General features: G+C 67.7%; 16 protein-coding genes and 1 tRNA gene. 7 read left to right on the plus strand and 10 right to left on the minus strand.

Features of this window, described 5'->3' with window-relative positions; genetic code table 11:
• The 6 genes from M7H45_RS02765 to apaG all read right to left on the minus strand — a co-directional run.
• Positions 1–865: metallopeptidase TldD-related protein (locus tag M7H45_RS02765; protein ID WP_298214481.1), on the minus strand; the 865-nt coding region annotated here is incomplete at its 3' end.
• A 1-nt stretch (position 866) separates the two neighbouring features.
• Positions 867–1,931, minus strand: coding sequence for a COX15/CtaA family protein (locus M7H45_RS02770; RefSeq protein ID WP_298214483.1), 1,065 nt, complete (start codon positions 1,929–1,931; stop codon positions 867–869).
• Positions 1,928–2,998: a COX15/CtaA family protein gene (locus M7H45_RS02775; RefSeq protein WP_298214485.1), complete on the minus strand. Its 1,071-nt coding sequence runs from the start codon at positions 2,996–2,998 to the stop codon at positions 1,928–1,930. Before M7H45_RS02775 ends, M7H45_RS02770 begins: the two co-directional genes overlap by 4 nt.
• Before the next feature lie 80 nt (positions 2,999–3,078).
• Positions 3,079–3,558 (minus strand): nucleoside deaminase, encoded by a 480-nt coding sequence (locus M7H45_RS02780; RefSeq protein WP_298214488.1) that lies wholly within the window; start codon positions 3,556–3,558, stop codon positions 3,079–3,081.
• Positions 3,559–3,568: 10 nt separating this feature from the next.
• Positions 3,569–4,204, minus strand: coding sequence for a GTP cyclohydrolase I FolE (gene folE, locus M7H45_RS02785; RefSeq protein ID WP_298214490.1), 636 nt, complete (start codon positions 4,202–4,204; stop codon positions 3,569–3,571).
• A 42-nt stretch (positions 4,205–4,246) separates the two neighbouring features.
• Entirely contained in the window at positions 4,247–4,651 is a 405-nt protein-coding gene (apaG, locus tag M7H45_RS02790) for a Co2+/Mg2+ efflux protein ApaG (protein ID WP_298214492.1), read from the minus strand.
• 91 nt (positions 4,652–4,742) lie between these two features.
• On the opposite strand from apaG, the gene M7H45_RS02795 reads away from it, so the two are divergent.
• The 7 genes from M7H45_RS02795 to fabG all read left to right on the plus strand — a co-directional run bounded on the left by M7H45_RS02795 (position 4,743) and on the right by fabG (position 12,058).
• A complete protein-coding gene (locus tag M7H45_RS02795; RefSeq protein WP_298214494.1) occupies positions 4,743–6,473 on the plus strand; it encodes a tetratricopeptide repeat protein in 1,731 nt (576 codons plus the stop codon).
• Positions 6,470–7,321 (plus strand): 4-(cytidine 5'-diphospho)-2-C-methyl-D-erythritol kinase, encoded by an 852-nt coding sequence (locus M7H45_RS02800; RefSeq protein WP_298214496.1) that lies wholly within the window; start codon positions 6,470–6,472, stop codon positions 7,319–7,321. The genes M7H45_RS02795 and M7H45_RS02800 overlap by 4 nt, the downstream gene beginning before the upstream one ends.
• A gap of 14 nt (positions 7,322–7,335) precedes the next feature.
• Positions 7,336–7,410 (plus strand) — tRNA-Gln (locus tag M7H45_RS02805).
• 114 nt (positions 7,411–7,524) lie between these two features.
• Entirely contained in the window at positions 7,525–9,669 is a 2,145-nt protein-coding gene (locus M7H45_RS02810) for an acetate--CoA ligase family protein (protein WP_298214498.1), read from the plus strand.
• A gap of 37 nt (positions 9,670–9,706) precedes the next feature.
• Entirely contained in the window at positions 9,707–10,873 is a 1,167-nt protein-coding gene (locus M7H45_RS02815; protein WP_298214500.1) for a thiolase domain-containing protein, read from the plus strand.
• A 4-nt stretch (positions 10,874–10,877) separates the two neighbouring features.
• Positions 10,878–11,282, plus strand: coding sequence for a Zn-ribbon domain-containing OB-fold protein (locus M7H45_RS02820; RefSeq protein ID WP_298214502.1), 405 nt, complete (start codon positions 10,878–10,880; stop codon positions 11,280–11,282).
• A 17-nt stretch (positions 11,283–11,299) separates the two neighbouring features.
• Positions 11,300–12,058 carry a 3-oxoacyl-ACP reductase FabG gene (fabG, locus tag M7H45_RS02825; RefSeq protein ID WP_298214504.1) on the plus strand — a complete coding sequence of 253 codons (759 nt, stop codon included), beginning with the start codon at positions 11,300–11,302 and terminating at the stop codon, positions 12,056–12,058.
• Between the two features lie 70 nt (positions 12,059–12,128).
• On the opposite strand, the gene M7H45_RS02830 is transcribed toward fabG, so the two are convergent.
• From M7H45_RS02830 to M7H45_RS02845, 4 genes are read right to left on the minus strand one after another with little or no spacing between them, the layout of a single operon-like run.
• Positions 12,129–13,706 carry a class I adenylate-forming enzyme family protein gene (locus M7H45_RS02830; protein ID WP_298214506.1) on the minus strand — a complete coding sequence of 526 codons (1,578 nt, stop codon included), beginning with the start codon at positions 13,704–13,706 and terminating at the stop codon, positions 12,129–12,131.
• A gap of 20 nt (positions 13,707–13,726) precedes the next feature.
• Complete coding sequence (locus M7H45_RS02835) at positions 13,727–14,104, minus strand: Zn-ribbon domain-containing OB-fold protein (protein ID WP_298214508.1); 378 nt, start codon at positions 14,102–14,104, stop codon at positions 13,727–13,729.
• 11 nt (positions 14,105–14,115) lie between these two features.
• A complete protein-coding gene (locus M7H45_RS02840; RefSeq protein WP_298214510.1) occupies positions 14,116–15,291 on the minus strand; it encodes a thiolase family protein in 1,176 nt (391 codons plus the stop codon).
• A gap of 25 nt (positions 15,292–15,316) precedes the next feature.
• The gene (locus tag M7H45_RS02845) at positions 15,317–15,832 is read right to left on the minus strand and encodes an aromatic-ring-hydroxylating dioxygenase subunit beta (RefSeq protein ID WP_298214512.1); all 516 of its coding nucleotides are present in this window, start codon (positions 15,830–15,832) and stop codon (positions 15,317–15,319) included.
• Positions 15,833–15,873: the final 41 nt, after the last annotated feature.

Raw genomic sequence — 15,873 nt, forward strand, 5'->3', positions numbered from 1 at the left:
CCTTGGCGGCGATGCGGCTGCCCATGAGGCCGGCGAAGGCGGAGGTTTGCTTGCGGTTGAAATCACCCTCCAGCCCGTGGCCGATGGCCTCATGGAGCAAAATGCCGGGCCAGCCGGCGCCCAGGACCACGGGCATTTCACCGGCGGGGGCGGGGATGCTCTCAAGGTTCACGGCGGCTTGGCGGATGGCCTCATGCACGGCGCCCTGCCAGTAGGCGGGGGCGATGAACGGCGCGTAAGAGGTGCGCCCGCCCGCGCCGTGGGAGCCGGACTCGCGCCGGCCGTTGTGTTCCAGCACGACGGAGATGTTGAGGCGGACCAGGGGGCGAAGGTCGGCCAGGCGGGTGGCGTCGGCGCGGATGATTTCCACCGCCTGCCATTCGCCCGCGATGCTGGCCATGACCTGGATAACGCGCGGGTCGGCCGCGCGGGCGAAGGCATCAATCTCCTGCAGCAGGGCGGCGCGGGTCGAAAACGGCATTTCGGCCAGCGGGTTCAGCCCCGCGTAGAGCGCGGCGGGCGCGGCGGCGGGGCCGGCGGCGGTGAGGGAGTGTTCCTGGGATTTGGCGGCCTTGATGGTGGCGGCGGCGCGGGCCAGGGCGGCATCGGTGATTTCGCCGGCATGGGCGTAGTAGCTGGCCTCGCCCAGCACCGCGCGCAGGCCGAAGCCGCGCCGGGTATCAAAACTGGCGGAACGGATGCGCCCGTCCTCCAGGCTGATGGACTCTGACTCGCGGTATTCCAGGAACAGCTCGCCGTCGTCCGCGCCGTCGGTCGCGGTGGCGATGTGGCGGGCGGCGGTGTGCGGGTCCAGCCCGTCGGTGCTGTGGAAGAGGGTGGCGGCGGTGGTCAGGGCTTCGGACAATTCATTCTGCTCCAACAGCAAGGGATGGGCTGAGACGCGGCGCCGCGGTGGCGCCGCGCAGGCCGTGGCGGGCGAGGGTGGTGGCGCCGAAAAGCAGCACGGCGTTGAGTTCGTGGACGTAGCCCAGCTCGGGCGCGGCCAGGATAAGGGTGGCCATTCCGAGCAGGTATTGCAACGCCACCAGGGCGGCGACGATGAGAAAATTGTCACGCAGGGCGGGCGGCAGCGGGGCGCGCAGGCCGATGATGGCGGTGGCGAGCACGGTGAGCGCGGTGATGGTGGCGAGCAGGCGGTGGCAGAACTGCACGGTGGCCTGGTTGACGATGAAGTTCCACCAGAGCGGCTGGATGGCGAGGAAGCCTTGCGGGACCCATTTTCCGTCCATGGTGGGGAAGGTGTTGAACACGCTGATGGCGTTGGTGGTGGCGACCAGCGCGCCATAAAACATGGTGAGGAGGATGAGCACGAGGCTGGCGCTGGTGAGGCGGCGCAGGGTTTGGGCGCCGGGCAGATGCGCGGGGGTTGGGGTGCGGATGCTCAGCCCGGTCCAGAGCAGGGCGAAGAGAACCATCATGGCGGTAACCAGATGCGGCCCGGCCCAGGCGGGCGGCGGGGAGAGCACACCGGGCTGCATGCCGGTCTGCACCATATACCAGCCATAGGTGGCCTGGCCCGCGCCAGCCAGGAAGATGGCGCCGAGCCAGAGCTTGAGGCGGCGCGAGAGCTGCCCGGTGGACCAGAAATAGATGAAGGGGATGATGAAGGTGAGCGCGATCAGCCGGCCCCAGCAGCGGTCAAGGAACATCGGCCAGAACAGCGCCTTGTAGGCGGCGAGGCTGATGGGGTGGGACTGGAAGAGCGCGGTTTTCTGGTAGAGGCCGAAGAGGTAGGACCAGTCAGCGGCGGTGAGGGGCGGGATGAAGCCGGTGATGGGCCGCCAGACCTGGATGGAGAAGCCCGCGTTGATGGTGCGCGCGTGGCCGCCGCCGATGACCATGCCGAAGATCATGCAGGCGAGCAGGATGAGCCAGTTGCCGACTTGCTTATTCGGCCGCGCGGCGCTCATGCGGTGGCGCCGCGCAGGCGGTGCAGCAGCAGGATGCAGGCGGTGAGGAGGAGCACCGCGTTCATCTGGTGGGCGACGCCGAGATCATAGCGCCCGGAGACGAGGGCGGTGACGCCCAGGGCGAATTGCAGCAGCACCAGCCCGCCAATGGCGAGGGCGGTGTCGCGCACCGGGGCGGGGGCCTCCCCGCGCAGGGCGCGCACGGCGAGGGTGAGCAGGGCCAGCGTGGCCAGAACGGCGAGAAGCTGATGGCCGAAAATGATGGCGGCGGGGCTGTTCAGCACACCGGTTCCCGGCCAGCCGGGCGGCGGCGCGCCGGTGCCGATATTCCGCGCCAGGCTGAAATCCGCGATGCCATGAATGCCGGAGACCATGGTGCCGCCCCACATCGCCAGCAACAGCAAGGCGAAGGCGGCCAGGGTATGGCGGCGCAGCCCGCGCAGGCCGGGATAGCGCGGCGCCTCGGGAGCGCGCACCACCAGCGCCGTCCACAGGACCGCGCCGAACAGGAACATGGCGGCGAAGAAATGCAGGGAAAGCCGCCAGCCCTGCACCGCCACGGACTCCGGCCGGAAGCCGGAGGCGACCATGAACCAGCCGATGAAGCCTTGCAGGCCGCCCAGGCAGAAAAGCAGCGCCAGCCATGGGATCAACCGTTTCTCGATCCGCCCGGAGAGGGCGAAGACGATGAGCGGCACCAGCAGGACCGCGCCCATCAGCCGCCCCCAGAGCCGGTGGATATATTCCGGCCAGAAGAGCTGCTTGAATCCGGCGAGGTCCATGCCCGGATGGAGAAGCTGGTATTGCGGAATGGTCTGGTAAAGCGCGAAGACCTTGTTCCAGGCCTCCTGGGAGAGCGGCGGCAGCACGCCGATGATCGGCTCCCATTTCATGATCGAGAGGCCGGAGCCGGAATCGCGGGTATAGCCGCCAATTCCCACCATGACCCAGATCATGAAGGCGAGCAGCAGCAGCCAGTTGGAAACCAGGCGGCGGTTGGCCGGGCTGGCCGCGCCCTCGGCGGGGCGGATCGGGGCGAAGGGACGGGCGGCGGACGGGCTGGGCACGGATGGGCTCCTTCAGGCTCTGCCGCCAAAATTACCCCCGCGCGGCGGACTCCGCCAGGGCCGCGGCGGAATGGCTGGCCTCAATAGGGCACCCGCTCCGCCCGGTCCAACCATGCCTGGTAGGAGGCCCGCGCCTCCTCGACGAATTCGGCGAGCTGGATGGCGGGGGTGGCGCGCGCCTCCGGCGGCTTCGCCAGTTCGCGGTAGAATTGCTGGTCGTCGAAGCCGATCCGCTCGGCATCCTCAGGCGCGCAGGCGTAATAGACCTTGCCGATCCGCGCCCAGAAAATCGCCGACATACACATCGGGCAGGGCATGCCGTTCACGTAGATTTCCGTGCCGGAGAGGTCGAAATCGCCCTCATTGCGGGCGGCGTCGCGGATGGCGGTGACTTCCGCGTGGGCGGTGGGATCGAGGCTGGAGAGGACGCGGTTATGCCCCTCCCCCACCACGCGGCCATCGCGGACGATGACGGCTCCGAACGGGCCGCCATGGCCGCCCGCCACACCCTGCCGCGCCAGCGCGATGGCGCGGCGCATGAACGCCTCGTGCCCGCTCATTCCCATTCTCCTATTCCGCCGTGCAGCTCCGGCTCTGAATCATCGCGAAAAACTCCCGCCGGGTGGACGGATTCTCCCGGAACTCGCCCAGCATATGGCTGGTGACCATGCCCACCCCCGGCTTGTGCACGCCGCGGGTGGAGATGCATTGATGATTGGCCTCGATCACCACCGCCACGCCGCGCGGCTGAAGCACGTGTTGGATGGCGTTGGCGATCTGCGCCGTCATCTTCTCCTGGATCTGGAAGCGCTTGGCATAGGCGTCCACCACCCGGGCGAGCTTGGAGATGCCCACGACCCGCTTGCCCGGCAGATAGGCGACATGCGCCCGGCCGATGATGGGGACCATGTGATGCTCGCAATGGCTCTCCAGCCGGATGTCCCGGAGCAGGACGATCTCATCGTAATCCTCGATCTCCTCGAAGGTGCGGGAGAGCAGGGCGACAGGGTCCTCCGCGTAGCCGCGGAAGAACTCCTCATAGGCCTTCACCACCCGGCGGGGCGTGTCCCGCAGTCCCTCGCGCGCCGGATCCTCCCCCGCCCAAAGCAAGAGGGTGCGCACCGCCGCCTCCGCCTCCGCGCGGCTGGGCCGCGCCGGGCCTTGCCGGGACGGGGTTTGGGAAATGGCGGGCGAATCGCTGGTCAAATTATGCTCCATAGGGACGAGGGGCGGCTCCTTCGCCGGATTTCAATGCAACCGGCTGTTCTGGTGCGGGCTGTCGAGGCTGAAGGCGGGCACCGCCACGTCGAACCCCATGCCTGAGGGCACCAGACGCATGTGATAGGCCCCGGCCATGAACCCGGTGGGGGTGGGAAGCGGCACGCCGGAGGTGTATTCGAAATGCTCGCCCGGCCCCAGCACCGGCTGCTCGCCCACCACCCCCTCGCCATGCACGCGCCGCACCTGCCCGGCGGCATCGGTGATGTGCCAGGTGCGTTTGAGCAGCTGCACCGTCTCCACGCCCTGGTTGATGATGGTGATGTGGTAGGCCCAGAAGTAACGGTCATGCTCCGGCTGGGATTGCTCGGCCAGATAGGCGACGCGTACCCGCACGGTGATGTCGTTCGTCGTCGCCTCGAAGCCGGGTTCCATGGGGAAAGCCTATCCCAGCCGCGCCGGCTCGACAAGAAATCAGGGCCAAGAGGTTTTTTGCCGCGTCACGGCGCGGCTGCTACAGGAGGGCATGCCTATCTTCCTCCCGCCCGGCCGCGCCGCGCTTGCCGCCTGCATCCTGCTTTCCGCTTGCGCCGCGACCCCTGGGGATGGCCCCTCCGCCTCTGCCTCCTCCAACGCCCCCGAACGGGCCGCCACCATCACGGCGCCGGACCCGGCCTATGGCGCGTTCCTCGCGGCGCGCTACGCGGATGCCATCGGCGACCCGGCCAGCGCCGCCAAATTCTACACCACCGCCCTTAAATACGTGCCCAAGAAACGTGAATTGCTGCAAGAGGGGTTCCTGGCCAGCGTGCTGGCCGGCAGCCCGGAAGCGGCGCGGCTGGCGCCGCTCCTGCCTGGCAACGCCCTCGCCATTCTCGTGCGCGGGGACGAGGCGGCGCTGCGGGGCGATTACGCCACCGCGGCGCGGTTCTTCGCCACCCTGCCGGAGGATCAGCTTTCCATGCTGATCAAGCCCTTGCTCATCGCCTGGACCCAGCTCGGCCAGGGCAATGAGCAGGCGGCGCTGAACACGCTCGGCCCCTCCTTCAATAATGATGCGTTCGGCATCGTCTATGTGCTCAACGCGGCGCTGATCGCCGATGCGGCGGGCGACACCAAGAGCGCCGCCCAGCTCTACGGGGCAATCTCCGACGCCTCCGCCAATCTGCGGCTGGCCGAGATTCTCGCCAGCTGGTACGCCCGCCAGGGCCAGCCGGACCAGGCGCGGCTGGTGCTGGAGGCGCTGATGGAGGCGCATCCGGACCTTGCCATCGCCCGCCCCCAGCTTGAGGCGCACATGGCGAGGCCGGTCATCTCCACGCCCGAGCAGGGGCTGGCGGAGGCCTATCTCACCCTGGCGGCCTCGCTCTCCCAGCCGCAGGCGGTGTTTCTGCGCACCGTGTTCCTGCGCTTCGCCCTGGAATTGCGCCCGGACCTCTCCGCCGCGCGGCTCATCCTCGCCAGCACCCAGATCAACGCCGCCGATCCCTCGTACACACCCAGCAAGGTGGAGATGCGCAACGCCCTCGCCACGCTGACGCCCATCCCCCCCGGGGACCCGCTCTACGCGCCGGCGGCGGTGCAGGAGGCCAATCTGCTCAACAGCCTGGGCGAGCCGGACCAGGCCGAGGCGCTGCTGGACAGGCTGCTCGCGACCTATCCGGACGATGCCGGGCTGCTGGCCCTGGCAGGAGATATCCGCCGCACCTCCGGCGCATGCCGGCAGGCCCTGCCTTATTACCAAAAGGCCATCGCGGCGGTGGGCGAGCCGCCGCCACCCACCGCCTGGCCGCTGTTTTTCGACCGAGGCATCTGCGAGGATGAGACCGGTAACTGGGCGGCGGCGGAGCCGGATATCGAAACGGCGCTAAAGCTCTCGCCCAGCCAGCCTTACGTGCTGAATTACCTCGCTTATAGCTGGGCGCTGCGGGATGAAAACCTGCCTCAGGCCCAGGCGATGCTGACCAAGGCGGTGGCATTGGACCCCAATGATGGGGCGGTGCTGGATTCCCTGGGGTTCGTCGAGCTGAAGCTGGGCAATACCAACAAGGCGCTGGCCCTGCTCATCCAGGCGGTTCAGCTTTCCCCCGACGATCCGGAGGTCAACGCCCATCTGGGCGACGCGTTCTGGCAGGCGGGTCAGCCTTTGCAGGCGGCGTATCAATGGGGCCGGGCGCTCAACCTTCATCCGGACGCGAAGCTCGCCGCCGCGCTGCGGGAAAAACTCGCCACGCATTTCGGCGGGCCGGCCTCGTGAGGCTGGCCAGCTTCGCCCCCGCCAAGGTCAATCTCTATCTCCACGTCACCGGCAAACGGGCGGATGGCTACCATCTGCTAGACAGCCTCGCCGTGTTTCCGGCGGTGGGCGACCGGGTGGAGGCGGAGGCGGCGGCGGAATTATCGCTCGATCTCGGCGGCCCCTTCGGCGCGGCGCTGCGGGGCGAGACGGATAATCTGCTGCTGCGGGCGGCGCGCGCCCTGGCGCCCGGGCGGGGCGCGGCGCTGCGCCTGGAAAAGAACCTGCCGGTGGCCTCCGGCATTGGCGGCGGCTCGGCGGATGCGGCGGCGGCGCTCCGGGTCCTGAGCCGCCTCTGGGGGGTGAACGCGGCGGATCTGCCCCGCCTCGCCCTGGGGCTGGGGGCGGATGTGCCGGTATGCCTGCGCCGCGCGCCGGCGCGGATGCAGGGGATCGGCGAATTGCTGGCGCCAGCACCCCGCCTGCCCGAATTCGGCATATTGCTCGCCAATCCCGGCGTGGCCGTGTCGACCCCCGCCGTGTTCAAGGCCCGTACCGGCGGCGATTCATCACCCGCGCCGCTGCCCCCGCTCTGGCCGGACGCCACCGCCATGGCCCAAGACCTCGCCCGTTGCCGCAATGATCTCCAGGCCGCCGCCATCGGCCTGCAACCCGTCATCGGTACGGTGCTGGCCGCGCTCGCCGCCCTGCCCGGCGCGCTCCTGGCGCGGATGAGCGGCTCGGGCGCGACCTGCTTCGCCCTGTTCACCACGCCAGGGGAGGCGCGCGCCGCCGCCGCCAGGCTCAACCCGGCCGCCTGGTGGCGCTGGGGCGGGGGGCTTTACCATCCGCCCCCGGACGGCATATGAGACACCCGGCCCGGTGGGACGTCGCCAAGCGGTAAGGCAGCGGATTTTGATTCCGCCATGCGGAGGTTCGAATCCTCCCGTCCCAGCCAGATTTTCCGCAACGTATTGACCCTGCGGATGACGCGGCCCAAACTACCCGGCAAACAGGAGGGAGGTTGCGCTTCTAGGGCGTTTTCACAAACGCCTTGGAGAAACGATCCAAAATGAAAAACACATCAGTCACAGAACATTCTTTTCGCCCGTCTCTCGCCCCGTTATTCGATCCCCGGGCCATCGCCATTTATGGCGCGTCCTCGGACCCCACGAAAATCGGCGGCCGCCCGCTCGATTTTCTCAAGAAAAGCGGGTTCGACGGCCCGCTTTACCCGATCAACCCAAAATCGCCCGAGATTCAGGGCCTGCCCGCCTACCCCTCCATCGCCGCCTTGCCGGGTCCGGCGGATCTCGCGATCGTCGCCGTGCCCGCCCCCGCCGTGGTCGCCGCGCTCGAGGATTGCGCCGCGCATGGCGTGCGCGGGGCGGTGGTGCTGAGCGCCGGCTTCGCCGAGGTGGGCGGCGCGGGCGCGGTGTGGCAGGCGGAGATCAGCGCTTTGGCGGCGCGCAGCGGCATGCGCGTGGTGGGCCCCAATTGCATGGGGCTCATCAATGTGCGGCGCCGGCTGCTCGGCACCTTCACCCCCAGCGCGGCGGGGTTCGGTCTGGTGCCGGGCAGCATCAGCCTCGTCAGCCAGAGCGGCGCGTTCGGCGGTTATTGCCTGTCGCTGATCCGCCAGCGCCAGCTCGGTCTGAATTACTGGATCACCACCGGCAATCAGAGCGATGTCGATTTCGCCGATTGCGTCGCGTTCTTCGCCGAGGACGAGGAGACGCGGGTGATCGCCGGGTATCTGGAAGCCGCAACGGATAAGGACCGGCTGTTCCGCGCCCTGGCGCTGGCCCGCGCCCGGGGCAAGCGCGTGGTGGTGCTGAAGGTCGGGCGCTCGGAAGCGGGGGCGCAGGCCACGGCCTCGCACACCGCCTCGCTGGCCGGGTCGGACGCGGTATATGAGGGCGTGTTCCAGCAATTCGGCGTGTTCCGCGCCCGCAGCATCGATGAATTCTTCGATATCGCCTATGCCGCCTCCTCATCCGCGCCGCTGCCGCGGGGCAAGAGGCTGGGGGTGCTCACCGTCTCGGGCGGGGTGGGCGCGCTGATGGCCGATGTGGCGGAGGAGGCCGGGCTGGACATGCCGCCCATGCCGGAGGAGGCGCAGCAGCGGCTGAAAACCCTGGTGCCGTTTTGCGGCCCGCGCAACCCGGTGGACATGACGGCCCAGCTCGTCAACGACCTCACCCTCTTCGGGCGGAATTTCGAAATCATGCTGGCGGAGGGCGGCTATGACCTCATCGTCGCCTTTCTCTCCAGCGTCGGCCAGGTGAAGGATCTGTCCGTCATCCTGCTCGACCAGCTGAAGGCGATCTTGCAGCGCCATCCGGACCGGACGATCATCACCGTGATGCTCGCCACCCCCGAGGTGCACCGGCTTTTCAACGAGGCGGGGGCGATGCTGTTCGACGAGCCGACGCGCGCGATCCGCGCCGCCGGGGCGCTCGTCCATTTCGGCCAATCGTTCGGTCTGGCGGAGCAGGAGGATGCGCCGCCGCCCTTGCCCGCGGCCGCGCTGCCGCCGCCGCGGCAGGAGGTGAACGAGATCGAGGCCAAGGCGGTGCTGGCCAGCGCAGGCATCCCGGTGGTGCGCGAGCATCTCGCCGCGGATGAGGAGGCTGCGGCGCGCCTGGCCGGGGAGATCGGCTATCCGGTGGTGCTGAAAATCGCCTCGCCCGATATCGCCCATAAAAGCGAGATCGGCGGCGTGATCGTCGGCCTGCGCGACGAGGCGCGGCTGCGGGAAGGCTTTAACGCCCTGATAACGCGGGCGCGGCAGGCGGCGCCACGGGCGCGGCTGGAGGGCGTGGTCGTCGCGCAGATGGCGGGGCCGGGGGTGGAGACCATACTGGGCGTGGTGCGCGACCCGGTCTTCGGCGCGGTGGTGATGTTCGGGCTGGGTGGCATCTTCGTGGAGGTGTTCAAGGACGTCGCCTTCCGCGCCGCCCCCTTTGGCGTCGCCACGGCGCGGGCGATGATCGCCGAGACACGCGGCCGGGCGCTGCTGGAAGGTGTGCGCGGCCAGCCCCCGGCGGATATCGAGGCGCTGGCGCAGGCCATGGCGGCGCTTTCCGTCTATGCCGCCCGCCATGCGGACGCGATCGAGAGCATCGACATCAACCCGCTGCTCGTCCTGCCGCGCGGGCAGGGCGTGCTCGCCCTGGACGCGCTGATCGTGCCGCGCGCCGCCGGCCAGGCATGACGCCTGGTTTCGTTTCACCCGCAAAGAAAGTGAGTTCATGAGCATCAAAAACCAAGCCTGTATCGTCGGCGCCTATGAGCACCCGACCCGCAAGGCGCCGGACAAGACCGTCGCCCAGCTGCATGCCGAATGCGCGCGCGGCGCGCTGGAGGATGCGGGCCTCTCTTTGAAGGATGTGGACGGTTATTTCTGCGCCGGGGACGCGCCCGGCCTCGGCGTGCTCAGTATGGTGGATTACATGGGGCTGCGCCCGCGCCACGTCGATTCGACCGAGATGGGGGGCTCCTCTTACATCGCCCATGTCTCCCACGCGGCGCAGGCCATCATGGCAGGCAAGTGCAACGTGGCGCTCATCACCCTGGCCGGGCGGCCGCGTTCCGAGGCATCGAGCGGCACGCAGCCGCGCAATTTCGGCCCCAACGTGCCGGAATCGCCCTTCGAGACCCCGTTCGGCCCGGTGACGATCAATCTTTACGCGGTGGTCGCGCAGCGCCACATGTATGAGTTCGGCACGACGCCCGAACAGCTCGCCTGGATCAAGGTCGCGGCCTCCCACCAGGCCCAGCACAACCCGAACGCGATGCTGCGCGAGGTGGTGACGGTGGAGGAGGTGGTGAATTCGCCGATGATCGCCGACCCGCTGCACAAGCTCGATTGTTGCGTGGTCAGCGATGGCGGCGGCGCGCTGATCGTGGCCCGGCCCGAGATCGCGCGCTCGCTCAAGCGCCCCATCGTCAACGTGCTGGGCGCGGGTGAGGCGCCAAAAGGGTTGAATGGCGGCAAGCTCGATCTTTCCTATTCCGGCGCGGTCTGGGCGGGGCAGCGCGCCTTCGCCGAGGCGGGGATCAAGCCGGCGGACATCCAGTATGTTTCGATCTATGACAGCTTCACCATCACGGTGCTGATGCAGATCGAGGATCTGGGTTTCTGCAAGAAGGGCGAGGGCGGCAAATTCGTCGCCGACGGCAATCTCATCTCCGGCGTCGGCAAGCTGCCCTTCAATACCGATGGCGGCGGGCTGTGCAACAACCATCCGGCCAATCGCGGCGGCATCACCAAGGTGATCGAGGCCGTGCGCCAGCTGCGCGGCGAGGCCCACCCGGCCGTGCAGGTGAAGAACTGCACGCTGGCCCTGGCCCAGGGAACGGGCGGACGCCTCGGCGCCCTGCATGGCAGCGCCACCCTGATCATGGAAAGGATTTGACATCGTGACGAACCAGACCGCCGAGCGCAGCATCGCCAACCCCGAGATCTGGCCCGATAACAAGGAATTCTGGGCCGCCATGCAGACCGGCAAGCTGCTCGTCAAGCATTGCCGCGCCTGCGGCGAATCGCACTGGTACCCCCGCCCACTCTGCCCGTTCTGCATGAGCGCGGATACCGATTGGCGCGAGTCCGCCGGCACGGGAACCATCTACACCTTCAGCGTCAACCGGCGCGTCGGCCCGGTGCCGTATGTGATCGCCTATGTCACGCTGGATGAGGGCGTCACCATGCTGACCAATATCGTCGATTGTGATTTCGACAAGATCCGCATCGGCGACCGGGTGCGCATGGTTCCCAAGCCGAGCGAAAACGGCACCATGGTGCCGATGTTCACGCCAGCCGCATAAAAGGAAAGGAAACCCGCATGTTCAACGGAAAAGCGCTTGAAAACAAGGTCGCCATGGTCACCGGCGCTGGGCAGGGCATTGGGGCGGGCATTGCCCGCGCCTATGCCGCCCAGGCCGCGCGGGTGGCGGTGGTGGACTGGAACGGCGAGGCCGCGCAAAAAATGGCGGAGCAATTGCGCGCCCAGGGACAAGAGGCGCTGGGCGTCGCCTGCGACGTCTCGGACCGCGCCTCGGTGGACGCGGCGGTGGCGGAGATCACCGCCAAGCTCGGCCCGGTGGAGATTCTCGTCAATAATGCCGGCATCACCCGCACCGCCATGCTGCATAAGATGACCCAGGCCCAGTGGGACCAGGTGCTGGCGGTGCATCTCACCGGCAGCTTCAACTGCCTGCAGGCCGTGGTGGGCGGCATGATGGAGCGGCGCAGCGGCCGCATCATCAACACCGTCTCCGCCGCCGGGATTCTCGGCACCATCGGCCAGATCAATTACGGCGCCGCCAAATCCGGCCTGCTCGGCTTCACCAAATCGGCGGCGCGGGAGCTGGCACGGTATAACATCCTGGTCAACGCGGTGGCGCCCGGCGCGGCAACACCGATGACGGAGACCATCCGCACCGATCCGCGCTTCAAGGAGCAATATCTGCAACGCCTGCCGCTCGGCCGCTGGGCCGAGCCGGATGAGATCGCGCCGGTCTTCGTCTTCCTGGCCTCGCCGGGGGCGAGCTATGTCACCGGCCAGGTCGTGGGCGCCGATGGCGGGCTCTCCATCCACTGAGACACGCCGCGCGAGGGGTATGAGCGCGATAACCGCGCGATCCGGGCGTCCGGCGTAGCGGCATCAGCCGTTACGCCGGCGTCATCCAGGGAATGTTGGCCGGGTTCTGCAAAATCAGATCGCGCAGGAATGTCTTGCGGATCTTGGCGGAGGCGGTGCGGGGCAGCGGCTCCTCCATGAAAATGGTGTGTTTGGGCCATTCCGGCTTGCCCAGCTTGCCGGCGCAATGCTGGAGCAGCATCTCGTGGCTGACTTCCACGCCCGGCCGCGCCCGCACCACCGCCACCACCGCCTCGCCCCATTCCGGATGAGGAATGCCGATGACCGCGACCTCCTCCACGCCGGGATGGGTGTCCAGTACCGCCTCGACGGTTGAGGGAAAGACGTTGATGGCGCCGGTGATGATGAGAAAATCCTTGCGGTCGTGGAGAAAAAGGTAGCCATCCTTGTCCATGCTGGCGATATCGCCGCAGCGCAGCCAGCCATCCGGGGTCAACACCTCCGCCGTTTTCTTCGGCAGGTTGAGATAGCCTTTCATCACCGTCGGACCGCGCAACCATAAATCGCCCTGGCTACCGCGCGGCAATTCCGTGCCGGTCTCGTCGCGGATGCTCGCCTCGAAATGCACCCCGCAACGGCCGACCGAGGCCAGAAGCTCCGGCCGGGCGGCAAGCGCCTGCCGGTAGTCGCGCGCGGTCATGAAGGTGACCCAGCCACCCTCGGTGAGACCATAGGTTTGCATCATTTCGAAATCCGGCCAGGTCGCGTGAATTTCGTGGATGAGATCGGCCGAGGCGGGAGAGGAGCCGAAGATCACCCGCCGGACGGAGGAGAAATCATATCCGCCCTCCCGGTAGGCGCGCATCACCCAGCGCAGGGCCGTGGGCACGTTGAGAAAAACGGTGACGCCGAACCGCTCGATATCGCGCATGAAGCGCTGCACCTCGAATTGCCGTTCCGGGATGACATGGGTCATGCCATTGGCGAGGCCCAGCACGTTCATCGCGATCACCACCCAGGCCGCCGAGGCGGGCATATACCAGACATCATCCGGGCTGAACGCCAGGCCGAGCACGGTATGGATAACAATATGATAGAGCCCGTCATGGCTCAGCATGACGCCTTTGGGCAAGCCGCTGGTGCCGGAGGTGTAGCTGATGAACAGGGTGTCATCCGCCACGATCTCCGGCCAGGCGGGGGCGCGGCCCATCTCCGCAGCGATCAGCGCCTCGTAATCGAGCGGCAGCCCGTGCCCGGTCCCCAGCCCCACCAGGACGAGACCCCGCGCGGCGGCCTCATCGAGCAGGCCGCGCACCGGCCCGGCGAGCTCCGCGTCCACGAAGAGCAGCTTGACCGCGCTATCCTCCAGGACGTGCCGGATCTCCGCCTCGGCATAGCGCGGATTGACGCCGACCCGGATCATCCCGGTTTTCATGCAGGCGAAGAAATGTTCGTAAATTTCCAGCCCCTCCGGGGCAAAAATCGCGACGGTGTCGCCCTTGCCCAGCCCCAGCGCCTGCAAGGCGCTGCCCAGCGCGTCGGAGCGCCGGTCCATCTCGGCCCAGCTCGGCGCGCGGGCGCCGCAATAATAGGCGATTTTATCAGGAAAATTTCGCGCGCAGCGTTTGATCAGATCACGGGGAAGCATATTCCACCCTCTGCTCATGGTTAGGCGAGATGCGCGCTGGCGCGGCCGGATTCCACCGTCACCCGCACCGGCGCGCCCTGGCGCAATGGGTCTTCCGCCCCGCCTTGCCAAGGCAGCAGCAGCCGCACCCCTTCCTGTAACTCCACCATCGCCACCCGGTAGGGCGGCGGAAACTCCGGCGCGAAACCCCGGCGATAGGTGACCCAGGCGCAGAGCCTGCCCGCGCCCGCCGCCGGGCGCCAGGCGATCCCGGCGCTGTCACAATAGCGGCACACGCGCGCGCCATAAGGCAAGGCGCGGCTGCACGCGGCGCAGACGCAATAACGCAACTCACCCTGGGCCAGCCCCTCGTAAAATGGCTGGCTCCACGTGTCGGTCGAAGGCGCGAACACGGACATCTTCCTCTCCCTTACAGCCGCGCCTCGCGCGACATCAGCAGCGCGGCGTGGTATTCGAGCCGGCCGCCATTGCCGGTCACCAGCATGAGGCCCGGGTTTTGCAATTGGTTATCCCCGCTCTCGCCGCGCAATTGCAGCATGGCCTCGGCGATGGGCGTCATCCCCTGCAGATAAAAGCCGGAGAGCTGGCCGCCGCCGGTATTGCAGGGCAGCCGGCCGCCGGGGGCCGTCTCGCCCGCGGCAACGAAGGCCGCCGCCTCGCCGGGCTTGCAAATTCCGTATTCCTCCAGCGCCAGCAACACCACGAAGGAGAAGGCGTCATAGATCTGGCAGGCGGAAATATCGGCCGGGGTGACACCCGCCATGGCATAGGCCATGCGCCCGGCCCGCCCGGCGCCGGTCAGCGCCTCGCCCCGGCCATGAAAGCCTTGAAAGCCGCCATGCCCTTGCCCCCAGCCATGCAGATAGACGGGCGGCGCCGGCCCGTCCTGGGCGCGCGCGGCGGCGCTCACCACCACCGCCACCGCGCCGTTCACGGGGTAGGCGCAATCCGGCAGGCGGAACGGCTCGACGATCCAGGGCGCGGCGAGATAAGCCTCGCGGGTCAGCGGCGCGCGCAAAAAGGCGCGTGGGTTGCGCTCGGCCCAGGCGCGCTGGCCCAGCGCCACCGGGGCAAAGGCGGTATCGTCCAGCCCGTAATGGGCGAGATATTCCTGCGCCGCCATCGCATAGGCGCCCGTGGCGCCGAACAGGCCACACTGCTTCTCCCACCCCTCGATGCCGCTGATCGGCACCGGCTCGGCGAAGGCCTGGCCCGCCGTCGTCGCCGGGCGGATGGGATCGTCGGCGAACACGCAAACCACATGGCGCGCCATGCCGGTCATCACCGCCATGGCGGCATATTGCACGGTCTGCGCGGCGGAGGAGCCCTCCGCCTCGATGCCGCTCATCATCCGCAGATTGGCGAGTTGCAGATCCTCCTGCAAATGCAGCGGCAGCGCCTCGGGCGGCGCCAGGGGGCTGCGGTTGATGAGCAGCCCGTCAATCTCATCGCGCCGCAGCCCGGCATCCTTGACCGCGGCGAGAATGGCCTCCACCGCGAGCTGCCGGGCACTGCCGGTGAAATTGCGCGAAAGCTGTCCGAGACCAAACCCGGTCAAAGCCGCCTTCGCCTGGGATGAAGCCATCTCGTTTCCTCGTGTTTTGTTGAATTTACAGAATGAACGCGGCGGTCAAAATCGGTTCGCCAGCCTCCACCAGCATGATCTTTTTGTAATACATCTTGATCTCGCCATCGGGGTATTGCCGCAGCCGGTATTCCACCCCGCCCGGCCACACATCCAGCATCCGCGTGGACTGCACCTGCAATTCATAGACCACGAAATTCGCGTGAACGAGATATTCCTCCGTCCCCTGCTGCTTGGGCGCGGCCATTTTCTCGATCTCGATATTGCTCACCAGCCGGCGCATCGGCGAGACGGGCAATTGCGCGTGACGCTTGCCGGTCTTCAGCTGCGCGATACGCGTCGCGAGGCGCTTGCGGTTATCGGCCGTGATGGAAACCGTCCGCTCCGGATCCGCCTCGGGGTCGTCGGTGGGAATCCAGTAATACATATCCTCGTCCACGAGGTTTTCCCAATCCTCATAGCGGGACTGGTCGGCGAAGCGCGCCTCCTTGTACAAAAACGCCTCGATCCGCCGTTGTTCCTCCACGGTCACCAGCTGCATGCCCTGTATCCTGATATTTTGTTGGAATGGCGCGGAGACGG

It is taken from the genome of Acidocella sp. (assembly GCF_027352905.1).
Taxonomy (GTDB): domain Bacteria; phylum Pseudomonadota; class Alphaproteobacteria; order Acetobacterales; family Acetobacteraceae; genus Acidocella.

Coding starts and splice junctions, on each gene's coding strand:
- M7H45_RS02780 (WP_298214488.1), bottom strand. CDS start 3,558: ATGAGCGGGCACGAGGCGTTCATGCGCCGCGCCATCGCGCTGGCGCGG.
- M7H45_RS02795 (WP_298214494.1), top strand. CDS start 4,743: ATGCCTATCTTCCTCCCGCCCGGCCGCGCCGCGCTTGCCGCCTGCATC.
- fabG (WP_298214504.1), top strand. CDS start 11,300: ATGTTCAACGGAAAAGCGCTTGAAAACAAGGTCGCCATGGTCACCGGC.
- M7H45_RS02815 (WP_298214500.1), top strand. CDS start 9,707: ATGAGCATCAAAAACCAAGCCTGTATCGTCGGCGCCTATGAGCACCCG.
- M7H45_RS02830 (WP_298214506.1), bottom strand. CDS start 13,706: ATGCTTCCCCGTGATCTGATCAAACGCTGCGCGCGAAATTTTCCTGAT.
- M7H45_RS02770 (WP_298214483.1), bottom strand. CDS start 1,931: ATGAGCGCCGCGCGGCCGAATAAGCAAGTCGGCAACTGGCTCATCCTG.
- apaG (WP_298214492.1), bottom strand. CDS start 4,651: ATGGAACCCGGCTTCGAGGCGACGACGAACGACATCACCGTGCGGGTA.
- M7H45_RS02840 (WP_298214510.1), bottom strand. CDS start 15,291: ATGGCTTCATCCCAGGCGAAGGCGGCTTTGACCGGGTTTGGTCTCGGA.
- M7H45_RS02835 (WP_298214508.1), bottom strand. CDS start 14,104: ATGTCCGTGTTCGCGCCTTCGACCGACACGTGGAGCCAGCCATTTTAC.
- M7H45_RS02810 (WP_298214498.1), top strand. CDS start 7,525: ATGAAAAACACATCAGTCACAGAACATTCTTTTCGCCCGTCTCTCGCC.
- M7H45_RS02845 (WP_298214512.1), bottom strand. CDS start 15,832: ATGCAGCTGGTGACCGTGGAGGAACAACGGCGGATCGAGGCGTTTTTG.